This window comes from Bacillus infantis (genome assembly GCF_050107595.1).
GTDB classification, from domain to species: Bacteria; Bacillota; Bacilli; order Bacillales; family Cytobacillaceae; genus Bacillus_AB; species Bacillus_AB infantis_C.
Map to the genome: position 1 here is coordinate 561,467 of NZ_JBNILH010000001.1, position 14,113 is coordinate 575,579.

The window sequence follows — 14,113 nt, forward strand, 5'->3', positions numbered from 1 at the left end:
AAGTCTAATTATTAATATGAGGGGCGATAAAGAATGAATATGGATTTTAATTTGTTTATGAACGATGTCGTTCGCCAGGCCCGCCAGGAAATTGTGGCAGCCGGATATACAGAGCTTACCACTGCGGAGGATGTGGATAATGCGCTGTCCCAGAAAGGCACTACGCTAGTAATGGTCAACTCTGTCTGCGGCTGTGCCGGCGGGATTGCTCGCCCTGCTGCAGCTCACTCTCTGCATTATGATAAGCGCCCTGACCAGCTTGTGACGGTCTTTGCTGGGCAGGACAAGGAAGCGACAGAAAAGGCGCGATCCTATTTCACCGGTTTCCCTCCATCATCACCATCCTTCGCACTTATGAAGGACGGAGAAATCATCAAAATGGTGGAACGTCATGAAATCGAAGGGCACGAACCGATGGCAGTAGTCCAAAAGCTTCAGGATGCTTTTGATAAATATTGTGAAGAAGTTTGATTATCATACAAGGAACTCCCTGCTGAGCGCAGGGAGTTTTTTTGTGCAGTAAACCGGCAAACCTTGATTTCTTCTGGATAAACTCTATAAAACTTTTATTAAATAACATTAATCAAGTCGAAAAATATATTTATATTTAATTATATTATTGCATAAATATTAATATGTGTTAAAATTCATTGTAGTGAATATGTATTAGCATAGTGTTTTTACTTGAAATAGAAGGATATAACACTATAAAATACTACTAATTATGAAAATAATTAATTTTCTAAAAATTATAGGAGGAAAGTAAAATGAAGAAGAGTATGTTGCTGTTTTTAGTAAGTATATTGGCAGCTGGAATCCTGGCAGCCTGCGGGGCGAGTGAACAGCCGGCTTCAAGCGGCGGGGAAGCGGGCGATTCTGGCTCTGATGATGAAAAGGTGCTGATTATGGGCACATCGGCTGATTATCCGCCATTCGAGTACATCGATACAGCAAAAGGCGATGACATCATCGGTTTCGATGTTGATCTTGCAAATGCATTGGCAGAAAAGCTTGGCTATAAAGTTCAGGTTGAGGATATTGAATTCAGCGGGCTTGTTCAAGCGCTGAAATCCGGCCAGGTTGATATTGTATTGGCCGGAATGTCTCCGACTGAAGACCGCAAAAAGAATATTGACTTTACAGATATCTACTACACTGCGAGACATATGATTGTGACAAAGAAGGACAGCGGGATTGAAAAGCTTGAGGATCTAAAAGGCAAGACAGTCGGCGTCCAGCTGGGATCCATTCAGGAAGGCAAAGCAAACGACATTGCTGAAGAGATCGATATCAAAGTTGAAAACCGCAACCGCATCCCTGAGATTGTTCAGGAGCTGATGACCGGCCGCTTTGATGCTGCCGTTATTGAAGACACTGTAGCAACAGGCTATTTTGAATCAAATGAAGATCTCAGTGGATTTGTCATTGAAGATGAAGAGGAGCTTGGATCTGCTATTGCCCTTCCGAAGGACAGCGAACTGACAGACGATTTCAACAAAGCCCTTCAGGAAATGAAGGACAGCGGCGAGCTTGAAGAATTAGTACTGAAATGGTTTGGCGGAGAAGAGTAATTTGTGGCGGATGTTCAGCAGGAATTCCTGCTGGACATTTTGCATCCGCTGGAATGGACAGCCTTTCAGTCCAGGCAAGTGCACCGAATGGACAAGCTGCCTTAGATAAGCAGGCTGCCATTGAGTGCGCCTCAGAAAGAGAGGAATGAGACAGGTTATGAATTTGGATTTTGCTCAATTTATCCCGTCAATGCCATATATATTAAAAGGGATTGGCGTTACCCTGCAGATTGTGCTGCTTGCCGGCCTTCTTGGCTTCGCACTCGGAATTATTCTTGCATTATTTAAGATAAGCTCTTTAAAGTATCTTGGCTGGCTGGCGGATGCGTATACTTCCATCTTTAGAGGAACGCCGCTGGTGCTTCAATTGATGCTCATTTATTATGGTTCCCCCCAGATCATCGGCTTCCAGATAGAGCCGTATGCAGCGGCAGTGCTGTCTTTCGGGCTCAATTCCGCAGCCTATATTTCAGAAATCATCAGAGCCGGGATACTAGCGGTGGACAAAGGGCAGCGGGAAGCCTCGATGGCACTTGGGATTCCTTATAAAAGGATGATGTGGGACATCATCCTCCCGCAGGCGCTGAAAAACATCCTTCCAGCCCTGATGAATGAATTTATTACGCTTACGAAGGAATCAGCAATCGTTACAACGATAGGAGTCATGGATATTATGCGCCGTTCGTATCAGGTGGGCGCCCAGAAATATTCCTTCTTTGAGCCCCTTCTGATTGCCGGCCTGATTTATTATGTAATGGTCATCACATTGACGATTATCGGCAAAGCGATTGAAAGGAGGATGAGGCGAAGTGATTAAGGTAGAGAATCTGCATAAGAATTTCGGCAGCCTGGAGGTATTGAAAGGGATCAGCACCACAGTCCGGGACGGTGAAGTGGTAGCAGTCATCGGCCCTTCAGGCTCCGGGAAATCAACATTTCTGCGCTGCCTGAACCTGCTCGAGCAGCCGACGGACGGCAGGATATTCATAGGCAAAGAGGAAGTAACCGGCCGGAAAACGGATATTATGAAGGTGAGGCAGGAAGTGGGTATGGTTTTTCAGCACTTCCACCTTTTCCCGCATAAGACAGCGCTTGAGAATCTGACATATGCCCCAATGAAGGTAAAAGGTATTTCCGGGCATGAAGCGGAAAAAATCGGCATGGAGCTTTTGCAGAAGGTTGGCCTTTCTGAGAAGGCGAATGAATACCCGAACCGTCTGTCAGGGGGACAAAAGCAGAGGGTGGCCATTGCCAGGGCATTGGCCATGCAGCCGGAGATGATGCTGTTTGATGAGCCGACATCTGCCCTGGATCCCGAAATGGTCAAGGAAGTGCTGGACGTCATGAAATCCCTCGCTCACAGCGGGATGACCATGGTGATCGTAACCCATGAAATGGGCTTTGCCAAGGAAGTGGCAGACCGGGTCCTCTTTCTGGATGGCGGGGTTCTCGTAGAGGATTCTCCTCCGGAAGAGTTTTTCTCAAGCCCCAAAAGTCCGAGGGCAAGAGACTTCTTGCAAAAAGTGCTTTAAAACGTATAATTAGGAAGAAGATGGTCTCAGATCATCTTCTTTTTCAATTGGCCGGCTTTTCCCATGATATCCCCGGAAGGCTTTACATAAGTTTATTTGCAGCCTCAGGGGGATTCATAACTGCTGAATGGCTGCACATGTATAGGAGTGCATGATATGAAATTCAGAATAGGATACCGAACGATTAAAACTGCTGCCGGGACAGCTGTTTCCATTATCATTGCACAAATGCTTGGGCTTAATAACTTTGTATCTGCAGGAATACTGACGATTTTATGCATCCAGGTGACAAAAAAAAGGTCGCTTACAGCTTCCTGGGCCAGATTCCTGGCCTGTCTGCTTGCCATGATTTTTTCCACCGTATTCTTTGAAGGCATTGCTTACCATCCGGCTGTCATCGGGCTGCTGCTGTTATTCTTTATCCCCACGGCTGTGATGCTGAAAGCAAGTGAAGGGGTGGTGTCCAGCAGTGTAATCACCCTGCATATTTATTCTGCCGGCGAGGTTACTGGCAGCCTGCTTTTGAATGAACTTGGAATCATAACTGTCGGGATAGGAGTGGCTCTGCTGGCGAATCTGTATATGCCAAGCCTTGACAGAAGGCTTGAAAAGTATCAGCTTCAGATTGAAGATAACTTCAAGAAGATATTTGATGAAATCATCACCTATCTCCGCACCAATGAAAGCGACTGGGACGGCAGTGAAATCACCGGTACTGAGAGGCTGATTTCGGAAGCCAAAACCCTTGCTTTCAGGGATGTTGAGAACCACTTCCTGCGCAATGAAAACTCCTACTACCATTATTTCAAAATGAGGGAAAAGCAATTTGAAATCATTGAAAGGGTGCTGCCGACCGTTACATCGATCAGCCTTACTGTGGAGCAGGGAGAGATTGTCGCTGATTTCATTGAAGAGCTTTCAGAGAATATCCATCCCGGCAATACAGCGATCGTGTATCTGGAAAAGCTGCTGCGGATGAAACTTTCTTTCGAAGAGAGCGACCTTCCAAGAACAAGGGAGGAGTTTGAAGCGCGTGCGGCGCTCCTGCATTTCGTTAAAGAAATGGAACAATATCTGGTCATTAAAAGCTCTTTTAAAGGATTGAGAAAAGAGAAAAGCGCATAATACTTGCCCAGCCGGCAGATGCTATTCAAAAATGATACAGGCTGGTGAAATGGATGCTTAAAATGCTCTCGGTCCTTGCACTTTCCTTTTCTCTATCTCCAATCTGGCCAATCGGTCCCAATCCCATTCCTGGAGACCCTTTCGTTATCATCAATAAACAGACGAATGAGCTTGCGCTTGTTGATGAAAACAGGGTCCAGACAGTTATAAGCGCTGCCACCGGCAAGACGGCTGATTTGACGCCAGAGGGACTTTTTACTGTAACGGTCAAGGCGAAGGAGCCTTATTACAGGAGAAAAAACATTCCTGGCGGTTCGCCTGAAAATCCTCTCGGATCAAGATGGATCGGCTTTGATGCTGAGGAGACGGACGGGCGGATATACGGGATACACGGCACAAATGAGCCTGGGTCCATCGGCAAATATGTCTCCTCCGGCTGTGTCCGCATGCAGAATGAAGCAATCGAGTCCCTGTATGAAATCATTCCAATCGGAACTAAAGTTTTGGTTGTATCAACCGGGCAAAGCTTTGAAGAGCTAGGAAAAGAATACGGTGCCATCAGCGAGCTGAATACAGTATGGCCTTATAAGCAGTAAAATACTTAAAATAAGAGCAGCAGGCAAATCTCCAAATAAAAAGATCGTGCTTATAGGCGGGCCCAATAGAAACCTTTCTGATCCACTTCCTGAGACGGCCTTTTTGAATTCGTTGTTGTAATAAAGGATCAGATGCCCTTAAATAGGCCACATAATGCCATAAAAATTTGTAAACCTGTTGATTGGAGTGGAAGGCACATCTATTTATAATTTGAAAGGACCGCCATAAGGCGATCCTTTTTTCGTTTCTATAAAAACATGGCTGCACCAACAGCAAGGGTGGATGCGAGCATGGCAAAAATCATTAAATAAACGATGATCTTGCGGAATTTTTTATTAGACAAGCAGGAGCCCTCCTTCTGACATTCTAATCTATTACTCTATTCTACTAAGAAAACTCAAAATGAACAACCGCTCAATATTTGAAGGAATTTCGACATTTTTATCGAATATTAAGAGTATTATGCAAGCAGGGGGGTTCATAAATGATTAACAAAGTGGATCATATTGGAATTGCTGTCAGCTCGCTTGACAGTTCTCTTCCATTTTATACAGACGTGCTCGGCCTCGAGCTGCTTGGTGTGGAAGATGTCGAATCTGAGCAGGTTAGGGTGGCATTCCTTCATGCGGGAAATGCAAAGCTTGAGCTTCTCGAGCCTCTTGGTGAAGGCAGCCCAATAGCGAAATTCATCGAGAAGCGGGGAGAAGGCATCCACCATATGGCGCTGGGTGTGGACTCTATCAATGAAAGAATAGCAGAGATAAAAGAAAAAGGGATCAGAATGATCAATGACGAAGCAAAGAAAGGCGCAGGCGGTGCGAAGGTGGCGTTTATCCATCCAAAGTCATCCGGAAGCGTACTTTATGAATTCTGCGAGAAGAAAGGACTGGAAGAAGCATGACGGACATCTATGAGAAAATCAATGAGCTGTACGACCGGCGCCGGGAGGTGGAACTGGGCGGAGGCGACGAGCGGATAGAGAAGCAGCATGAGAAAGGGAAGCTCACTGCCAGGGAGCGGATCGACCTTCTGCTGGACGAAGGAACCTTTGTGGAACTGAATCCCTTTATTGAGCATAGATCGACTGATTTTGGCCTTGACAGGGCAAAGGGGCCGGGAGACGGGGTTGTTACAGGCTATGGAAAGGTAAACGGCAGGCCTGTCTACTTATTCTCCCAGGACTTCACCGTATTTGGCGGCGCGCTTGGCGAGATGCACGCAAAGAAAATCGCCAATGTAATGGATCTTGCTGCCAAAAACGGTGCTCCCTTTATCGGGCTGAACGATTCAGGAGGGGCAAGGATCCAGGAAGGGGTTGTGTCGCTTGACGGCTATGGCCACATTTTCTACCGCAACAGCATTTATTCTGGCGTGATTCCGCAGCTTTCTGTCATTATGGGCCCATGTGCAGGCGGTGCCGTTTATTCGCCAGCCATAACAGACTTTGTTTTTATGGTCGAAAAAACGAGCCAAATGTTCATCACCGGCCCGAAAGTGATTGAGACCGTCACAGGGGAAAAGATTTCTTCAGAAGACCTTGGCGGCGCAGAGGTACATAATTCAATAAGCGGCAATGCCCACTTCATGGGCGGGACAGAAGAGGAAGTCCTCCAGCAGGTAAGAAGGCTTCTCAGCTATCTTCCGCAGAACAGCGAGGAAAAGCCGCCGCGGCTTTCAGCAGATGAAGAGGACGATTACCGGCCTGATCTGACTGACTGCATTCCATTTGACAGCCTGAGGCCTTATGATGTCCGCAAAGTAGCAGAACAGATTGTGGATGAAGGCTCGTTCATGGAGGTCCAGCAGGATTTTGCCAGGAATATTGTTGTCGGGCTGGCGAGGATCAAAGGCGAACCAGTAGGTCTTGTCTGCAATCAGCCCAAGGTAATGGCAGGCGGGCTTGATATTGATTCTTCCGATAAGGCTTCACGATTTATCCGCTTTTGCGATTCCTTCAACATTCCGCTCATTACCTTCGAAGATGTAACCGGTTTCTTTCCGGGCGTCAAGCAGGAGCATGGAGGGATCATCAGGCATGGAGCCAAAATCCTTTATGCCTATTCAGAGGCGACTGTTCCAAAGCTGACCGTTATCCTCCGGAAAGCCTATGGCGGCGCCTATGTTGCCCTCAACAGCAAATCCATTGGCGCAGATCTTGTGTTTGCCTGGCCAAATGCAGAAATTGCGGTCATGGGCCCTCAAGGGGCAGCAAATATCATTTTTGCCCGCGAAATCCAGGGCAGCAGCAATCCCGAAGCTGTCAGGGAACAGAAAATCGAAGAATACCGCGAAAAGTTTGCCAATCCTTATGTGGCTGCCAGCCGCGGCATGGTGGATGATGTCATAGATCCCCGGGATACGAGGATCAAACTGATTCAGGCGCTTGAGATGCTCCGGAATAAAAAGGAGTCGCGGCCTGCCAAAAAGCATGGGAATATCCCTTTATAAGTGCTGTTGATTGGAGGGGCATTCTGCCCTTCCTTTTTTCATATAGAACCAGTCTGCAGCCCTCTCCGCAGGCAGGCTCTCCGGTTGCTGTGGAATGATGTGAGCGGTATACTAGGTTAGTACGCATACATATTGGAGGTTTTAATGATGATCAATCAGGAGCGTTTACTAAATGAATTCCTGGAGCTTGTCCAGGTAGATTCCGAAACAAAGCATGAAGCAGAAATTGCCAAAGTCCTGAAAAAGAAATTCACTGATCTTGGAGTCGATGTTTTTGAGGACGATACGACTGCTGAAACAGGTCATGGAGCCGGCAATCTGATTTGCACGCTTGAAGGCACAAAAGATGGCGTTGATACCATTTATTTTACTTCCCATATGGATACTGTCGTTCCCGGGAAAGGCATCAAGCCGTCAATTGAAGACGGCTATGTGGTGACTGACGGAACTACCATCCTTGGTGCCGATGATAAAGCCGGACTTGCGGTTATGCTTGAGGTAGTCAGGGTCCTTAAAGAACAGAACATTGAGCATGGGACCATCCAGTTCATCATCACAGTCGGGGAGGAGTCAGGTCTGGTTGGAGCGAAGGCGCTTGACCGTTCCCTTGTGAAGGCAAAGTTCGGCTATGCGCTCGACAGCGACGGCAAGGTTGGAAATATTATTGTAGCAGCTCCGACACAGGCAAAGGTGAAAGCTGTTATCCAAGGCAAAACAGCTCATGCCGGTGTGGCTCCTGAGAAAGGCGTTTCTGCCATCACCATCGCAGCAAAAGCAGTTGCGCGCATGCCGCTTGGACGCATTGATGAGGAAACGACAGCCAATATCGGGAGATTTGAAGGCGGCCAGCAGACGAATATCGTTTGCGACCGAGTTGACATCCTGGCTGAAGCCCGTTCCCTTATTGGCGAAAAGATGGAAGCACAGGCAGCCAAGATGAAGCAAGCGTTCGAAAGCGCAGCAGAAGAAATGGGCGGCAAAGCCGATGTAGAAATCCAGGTTATGTACCCAGGCTTCAAATATGGGGAAGGGGATCATGTGGTGGAGGTAGCAAAGAAAGCTGCAGCAAAAATTGGCCGCAGCAGCGAGCTTCTCCATAGCGGCGGAGGCAGTGATGCGAATGTGATTGCCGGCTTCGGCATCCCCACAGTCAACCTTGCTGTAGGGTATGAGGAAATCCATACAACCAATGAACGCATGCCTGTTGAAGAACTGAACAAGCTTGGTGAAATGGTTGTAGCAATCATCAATGAAGTATCCGGCAATTAATTATCATCGGGAGGGCCTGCGGGTCCTTTCTTTTTTTTCTTTTTAACCTGAGGTACATTTTACACTGTTAGCTCCCGGAATCGTAAAAAATATGGTATATTTGTAATAGATATACATAGCCGCCAGGGACTTTTAGCGGACGGAGGGACAAAAGTAATGGATGAAAATAAAAAAATGATTGTGTTTCAGGTAGGCAAAGAAGAATATGCGATCCCGATAGAATTCGTTATTTCCATTGAAAAGGCAGAAGATATCACACCGATACCTCATCTTCCGGCATATGTGAAGGGAATTTCAAAGGTCAGGGGAGAATTGATTCCTGTCATCGATTTTGAGCATATTCTTTATGGCCGCAGGCAGGGAGATTCTGATGCAGCCAGGATGATTGTGCTGCAGACAGAAGAGCTTTCCCTTGGGGCCTCGGTAGCCGAGGCTAAGGAAATTATCGACATACCAAAAGAAGCCATTAAGGAGATGGGACTGGCTGCCTATCAGAAAACTACCTACTTCAGCGGGGTAGCTGCCCTGGAGAGCAGGCTCATCACTATCATCGATCCTCTCAGGCTAGTACAAGCGCTTGAAGGAATCCGCGAAATCAAAGAGTTTCTGAAAGAAAGGAAAGAAGAAGCCGTCTAAGCTTTCCTATCAAAGATAAGTAAGTATACATCTTTTTCAATGTCATTACTGACTGGCAGCTGCGCCTGCCCCCTCGTTCCTTAAGGGGGATCAGGGAGCTTGCGCATTTCTGGAAGGGCCTGCTGCTGCAGGCCCTTTTGCTTTCTTAGCCTTGGGTGCGGAATTTTGATAAAATAAAGCTATCATTAAGTCAGGGAAGTGCAGAGGCATGAGAGAACTATATCCAAAGAACGGGCGGGTCATTTTGCACGTCGATATGAACAGCTTCTACGCTTCAGTCGAAATGGCCTATAATCCTGAGCTGAAAGGGAAGCCTCTGGCGATTGCGGGAAATGCAGAAGAGCGAAGGGGAATAATCGTCACATGCAGCTATGAAGCAAGAAAGTTCGGTGTCAGGACAACAATGCCCTTATGGGAGGCCAAAAAGCTGTGCCCGCAGCTGATCGTTATGACACCGAATTTTGAACGGTACCGTGCTGCCTCTATGGGAATGTTCAATATCCTTAGCCAGTATTCCGGGCTTGTTGAGCCGGTCTCCATCGATGAAGGCTATGTCGATATCACAGAAAGCTATGAGTATGGAGCACCGCTTGAAATTGCCGGGAGTATCCAGAAGCAGATACTCGATCAGCTTGATCTGCCCTGCAGCATAGGGGTTGCCCCCAATAAATTTCTTGCAAAGATGGCTTCTGATATGAAGAAACCGATGGGCATCACCGTGCTGCGGAAACGCGATATCAGAAATATCCTTTGGCCAATGCCTGTGGAGGAAATGCATGGGGTCGGCAAAAAGACAGGTGAGAAGCTGCGCACCCTTAATATTGAGACAATCGGCGGCCTTGCGGAAGCAAATGAGCTCCAGCTTAAAGGATTGCTTGGAATCAATGGCCAGCGCCTGAAAGAGAGGGCGAATGGGATCGACCGCAGGCCGGTAGACCCGGAGTCTGCAGCTGAATTTAAAAGTGTCGGCAATTCTACTACGCTTCCAAGGGATGTGTCCAATCAGCAGGAGCTCTTTAAGGTGCTTGATATGCTGTCGGAAAAGGTAGCTGTCCGCCTGAAGAAAAAGAAGGTATATGCATCAGCGCTGGGCATCACCATCCGCTATAAAGACAGAAAGACAATTACAAGGAGCCGGAAGCTGGATAATCCTGTCAGCTTAAAGGAAGATCTGGCTTCTTTCAGCCGGAAGCTGTTCATTAAGCATTGGAATGGAGATCCCGTCCGCCTCCTCGGGGTTACGGCTCAGGAACTTGTGGAACAGGACCAGGCTGTCCGCCAGCTTGATTTATTTTCTTATGAAAAAGAGGCCAGGAAAGAGCCGCTTTTCAAAACCCTGGCCGATCTGCGGACCAAATTCGGGGATAAAATCATCGACCTTGCCGGAGCTGCGGGCGATGAGGCGGACAAACCTGTAATTGGGACAGATACCAGCTTCAATAAGGATTTTCTCCACGGTGCGGGAAAACGCCAAATCCAGCATCCGGCTCAAAAAGATCACGAATAATGTTTATAAAAGGAATGGAACGTCAAACTAAGAAGGGAAAGTCCAAGTTTGATTAGTTGCATTCCTTTTGCCGTTTTGAGACATTATTATTGGCAGCAGCCTTCCTGGGGCACGGCTTGCCGGCAGTAGAAACCAGCTTCAGAAGCAGAAAGGGAGAATAAAATGACTAAACAGGAAATAGGAGTTATCGGCCTTGCCGTTATGGGAAAAAACCTTGCCTGGAACATTGAAAGCAGGGGATATGCTGTTTCTGTCTACAATAGATCATCCGAAAAAACGGAAGAAATGCTCAGAGAATCCGAAGGGAAGAATATTACAGGAACCTACTCTATTGAAGAGTTTGTCAATTCCCTTGAAAAGCCGCGGAAAATCATGCTGATGGTCAAAGCGGGCGGTCCTACGGATGCAACGATTGAACAGCTTAAGCCACATCTTGAAAAAGGCGATATATTGATAGATGGCGGAAACACCTTTTTCGCCGATACACAGCGGCGAAATAAAGAGCTGAGCGAGCTTGGCATCCATTTTATCGGAACCGGGGTTTCCGGGGGAGAAGAGGGCGCACTGAAAGGGCCGTCAATCATGCCTGGCGGGCAAAAGGAAGCCTATGACCTCGTCGCACCGATCTTTAAGGATATTTCTGCAAAAGTGAATGGCGAGCCGTGTACAACGTACATAGGCCCTGATGGGGCAGGACATTATGTGAAAATGGTCCATAATGGAATCGAGTATGGAGACATGCAGCTGATCTCCGAATCTTATTTCCTTCTTAAAAATGTACTCGGCTTGTCGGCGGAAGAGCTGCACACTGTCTTTGCAGACTGGAATAAGGGCGAGCTTGACAGCTATCTGATTGAAATTACAGCAGATATCTTTACAAAAAAGGATGAGGAAACAGGCAAGCCGCTAGTGGATGTTATCCTCGATACAGCAGGCCAAAAGGGTACAGGTAAATGGACTAGCCAAAGCGCTCTTGATCTGGGCGTCCCGCTTCCGATTATCACCGAGTCCGTCTTTGCACGCTTCATTTCCGCCATGAAGGAGGAGCGTGTCCATGCGAGCAAGCTTCTGAAAGGACCTGAAGCTAAGCCCTTTGAAGGAGACAGGGAAGCATTCATTGAGTCTGTCCGCAAAGCATTATATATGAGCAAAATCTGTTCCTATGCACAGGGATTTGCCCAGATGCGGGCGGCATCCGATGAATACAGCTGGGACTTGAAATATGGCGATATCGCTATGATCTTCCGCGGAGGCTGCATCATCCGCGCCCAGTTCCTGCAGAAAATCAAAGAAGCCTATGACAGAGAACCAGGTCTTAAAAATCTATTGCTTGACCCGTATTTCAAGGAGATTGCCGAAAGCTACCAGGCTGCCTTGCGGGAAATCATTGGCGCTGCCGTACAGAACGGTATTCCGGTTCCATGCTTCTCAGCGGCGCTCGCGTACTATGACAGCTACCGGACTGAAACCCTGCCGGCCAATCTTCTCCAGGCACAGCGGGATTATTTTGGGGCCCATACGTATCAGCGTACCGACAAAGAAGGCACGTTCCATACAAACTGGATTTAAATTATATGCGAAAAGCCGCCTGGATGAGGCGGCTTTTTTGAATGCAGAAAAAATCCCTCCGGGAGCCGGAGGGATTTTTATATTAGCAATTATCAACGTCTAAGTCTGCCACAGGCCACCAGGAGAATCCTTCTTTTTCAAGCAGCTGGTCTGCTTCTTTAGGCCCCATTGTCCCGGCTTCATAGTTAGGGAAGTTTTCCGCTTTATGGTTTTCCCATACCTCGGAAATTTTGTCCACGAAGCTCCAGGATAATGCAACTTCATCCCAGTGGGTAAAGTTTGTGGCATCGCCCCTCATGCAGTCATACAGAAGCTTCTCATATGCTTCAGGCGTGTTGATGCCGCTTCCGCTTTTATTCGAGAAGTTCAGCTTCACCTGATTCGCTTCAAGCTGGTTTCCTGACTTTTTGGCATTAAGGTGAAGGGTGATTCCTTCATCAGGCTGGATGTGGATGATCAGCAGATTTGGATTGACTGTCTGTCCTGTTTCATAGTACAGGTTCATCGGTATATCCTTGAATTGGATGACAATCTTCGTTGACTTTACGGCCATCCTCTTTCCAGTTCTGATATAGATCGGTACGCCGGCCCAGCGGAAGTTGTCGATAGTCAATCTTCCTGCCACAAAAGTTTCGGTATTGGACTCGCTGTCTACCATAGGTTCCTCGCGGTATCCCGGCACTTTTTCGCCATCAAGCTGGCCTTTGCCATACTGGCCGCGCACGAAATGCTCATGGACCATTTCGCCCTCAAGCGGACGCATCGCACGGAGGACCTTTACTTTCTCTGAGCGGATTTCATCGGTAGTCAAACGGATCGGCGGCTCCATCGCAAGCAGTGCCACCATTTGCAGCATATGGTTCTGCACCATATCCCTTAAGGCCCCGCTCTTTTCGTAATAGCGGCCGCGCTCTTCTACCCCAAGGACCTCGCTCGATGTCACCTGGATATTGGAAATATGGCGGTTATTCCAGAGCGGCTCAAACAGCGCATTGGCAAAACGGATTACCTCAATATTCTGGACCATTTCTTTACCAAGGTAATGGTCAATCCGGTAAATTTCGTCTTCAGAAAAAGCATGCCTGATCTGGCTGTTCAGTTCTTTGGCAGACTCAAGATCATGACCGAACGGCTTTTCTATGACAAGGCGCTTAAATCCGTCTGTTTCGGTCAGGCCATCCTGCTTCAGGTGAACAGCAATGGTGCCGAAGAATTCTGGTGCCATAGCCAGATAGAAAATGCGGTTGCCTTCGAGGCCGTAACTTTTATCAAGATCCTCCGCCATTGATTTTAAGGTCAGATAAGAGCTTGAATCTGTCACATCATGGGAGTGGTAGTAAAAATGTGATGCAAACTCATCCAGTCTGCTGCTGTCCTTGATCGCGGTCTGAACGGAATTTTTTACATTTTCCTGAAATTCCTCGTTGGAAAGCGGTCTTCTTGCAACCCCTACAACAGCAAATCGCTCTGAAAGATTTCCCTTTTCAAATAGCCTGTAGAGGGAAGGGAACAGTTTACGGTTGGCAAGGTCGCCGGTAGCTCCGAAAATCATGATTAATCCTGTTGGTTTTTCGTTCTGTTTCACGGTACATAAACCTCTCTTCAACAAAATTTCAATATATGTAAGTTCTTATGCTGTAGGCCTGCAGCGGGATTTATCTTTAAAAAAGCTCTTTTTATGCCGGCAGGCTCACTGGATTGGCAATCCGGATGAAGCCCCTGACACAAACAAAGGCTATAAAAAGTCTTCCATTAAAAGAACACCCATACAAGTATAAAATTTTATAGCTTTCACAATGAAATCGCAAATAATATGCGCCTTTCTCCTGCGAAAGCGCTGCCTTTAGCTGCTGCCTGAT

14 protein-coding genes are annotated in these 14,113 nt (G+C 47.3%); 12 read left to right on the plus strand and 2 right to left on the minus strand.

Annotated features, from left to right (window positions below; translation table 11 throughout):
* The first annotated feature begins 33 nt into the window (after nt 1-33).
* From ACQCVH_RS02795 to ACQCVH_RS02820, 6 genes are all read left to right on the plus strand, one after another.
* Nucleotides 34-471: a BrxA/BrxB family bacilliredoxin gene (locus tag ACQCVH_RS02795; RefSeq protein ID WP_224899281.1), complete on the plus strand. Its 438-nt coding sequence runs from the start codon at nt 34-36 to the stop codon at nt 469-471.
* A 296-nt stretch (nt 472-767) separates the two neighbouring features.
* Nucleotides 768-1,571 (plus strand): transporter substrate-binding domain-containing protein, encoded by an 804-nt coding sequence (locus ACQCVH_RS02800; RefSeq protein ID WP_426834338.1) that lies wholly within the window; start codon nt 768-770, stop codon nt 1,569-1,571.
* Between the two features lie 157 nt (nt 1,572-1,728).
* The gene (locus ACQCVH_RS02805) at nt 1,729-2,388 is read left to right on the plus strand and encodes an amino acid ABC transporter permease (RefSeq protein WP_426834339.1); all 660 of its coding nucleotides are present in this window, start codon (nt 1,729-1,731) and stop codon (nt 2,386-2,388) included.
* On the plus strand, nt 2,381-3,103 hold the full coding sequence (locus ACQCVH_RS02810; RefSeq protein WP_426834340.1) for an amino acid ABC transporter ATP-binding protein: 723 nt from the start codon (nt 2,381-2,383) through the stop codon (nt 3,101-3,103). Before ACQCVH_RS02805 ends, ACQCVH_RS02810 begins: the two co-directional genes overlap by 8 nt.
* 156 nt (nt 3,104-3,259) lie before the next feature.
* Nucleotides 3,260-4,228, plus strand: a complete 969-nt coding sequence (locus ACQCVH_RS02815; protein WP_426834341.1) for an aromatic acid exporter family protein — start codon at nt 3,260-3,262, stop codon at nt 4,226-4,228.
* Nucleotides 4,229-4,281: 53 nt separating this feature from the next.
* On the plus strand, nt 4,282-4,824 hold the full coding sequence (locus ACQCVH_RS02820) for a L,D-transpeptidase (RefSeq protein WP_426834342.1): 543 nt from the start codon (nt 4,282-4,284) through the stop codon (nt 4,822-4,824).
* Between the two features lie 248 nt (nt 4,825-5,072).
* On the opposite strand, the gene prli42 is transcribed toward ACQCVH_RS02820, so the two are convergent.
* Nucleotides 5,073-5,168, minus strand: a complete 96-nt coding sequence (gene prli42 / locus ACQCVH_RS02825; RefSeq protein ID WP_022544171.1) for a stressosome-associated protein Prli42 — start codon at nt 5,166-5,168, stop codon at nt 5,073-5,075.
* Nucleotides 5,169-5,309: 141 nt separating this feature from the next.
* Between prli42 and mce the strand changes: the two genes are divergently transcribed.
* The 6 genes from mce (at nt 5,310) to gndA (ending at nt 12,254) form a co-directional block, all read left to right on the plus strand.
* Nucleotides 5,310-5,726 carry a methylmalonyl-CoA epimerase gene (gene mce, locus ACQCVH_RS02830; protein WP_426834343.1) on the plus strand — a complete coding sequence of 139 codons (417 nt, stop codon included), beginning with the start codon at nt 5,310-5,312 and terminating at the stop codon, nt 5,724-5,726.
* A complete protein-coding gene (locus tag ACQCVH_RS02835) occupies nt 5,723-7,273 on the plus strand; it encodes an acyl-CoA carboxylase subunit beta (RefSeq protein ID WP_426834344.1) in 1,551 nt (516 codons plus the stop codon). Before mce ends, ACQCVH_RS02835 begins: the two co-directional genes overlap by 4 nt.
* A 147-nt stretch (nt 7,274-7,420) precedes the next feature.
* Nucleotides 7,421-8,542, plus strand: coding sequence for a M20/M25/M40 family metallo-hydrolase (locus ACQCVH_RS02840; RefSeq protein WP_426834438.1), 1,122 nt, complete (start codon nt 7,421-7,423; stop codon nt 8,540-8,542).
* A 156-nt stretch (nt 8,543-8,698) separates the two neighbouring features.
* Nucleotides 8,699-9,178: a chemotaxis protein CheW gene (locus ACQCVH_RS02845; RefSeq protein WP_426834345.1), complete on the plus strand. Its 480-nt coding sequence runs from the start codon at nt 8,699-8,701 to the stop codon at nt 9,176-9,178.
* A 208-nt stretch (nt 9,179-9,386) separates the two neighbouring features.
* The gene (locus ACQCVH_RS02850; protein WP_426834346.1) at nt 9,387-10,685 is read left to right on the plus strand and encodes a DNA polymerase IV; all 1,299 of its coding nucleotides are present in this window, start codon (nt 9,387-9,389) and stop codon (nt 10,683-10,685) included.
* Nucleotides 10,686-10,847: 162 nt separating this feature from the next.
* Entirely contained in the window at nt 10,848-12,254 is a 1,407-nt protein-coding gene (gene gndA / locus ACQCVH_RS02855) for an NADP-dependent phosphogluconate dehydrogenase (RefSeq protein ID WP_426834347.1), read from the plus strand.
* Nucleotides 12,255-12,336: 82 nt separating this feature from the next.
* Here gndA and zwf read toward each other — a convergent pair whose 3' ends face one another.
* Nucleotides 12,337-13,839: a glucose-6-phosphate dehydrogenase gene (gene zwf / locus ACQCVH_RS02860; RefSeq protein ID WP_257991747.1), complete on the minus strand. Its 1,503-nt coding sequence runs from the start codon at nt 13,837-13,839 to the stop codon at nt 12,337-12,339.
* Nucleotides 13,840-14,113: the final 274 nt, after the last annotated feature.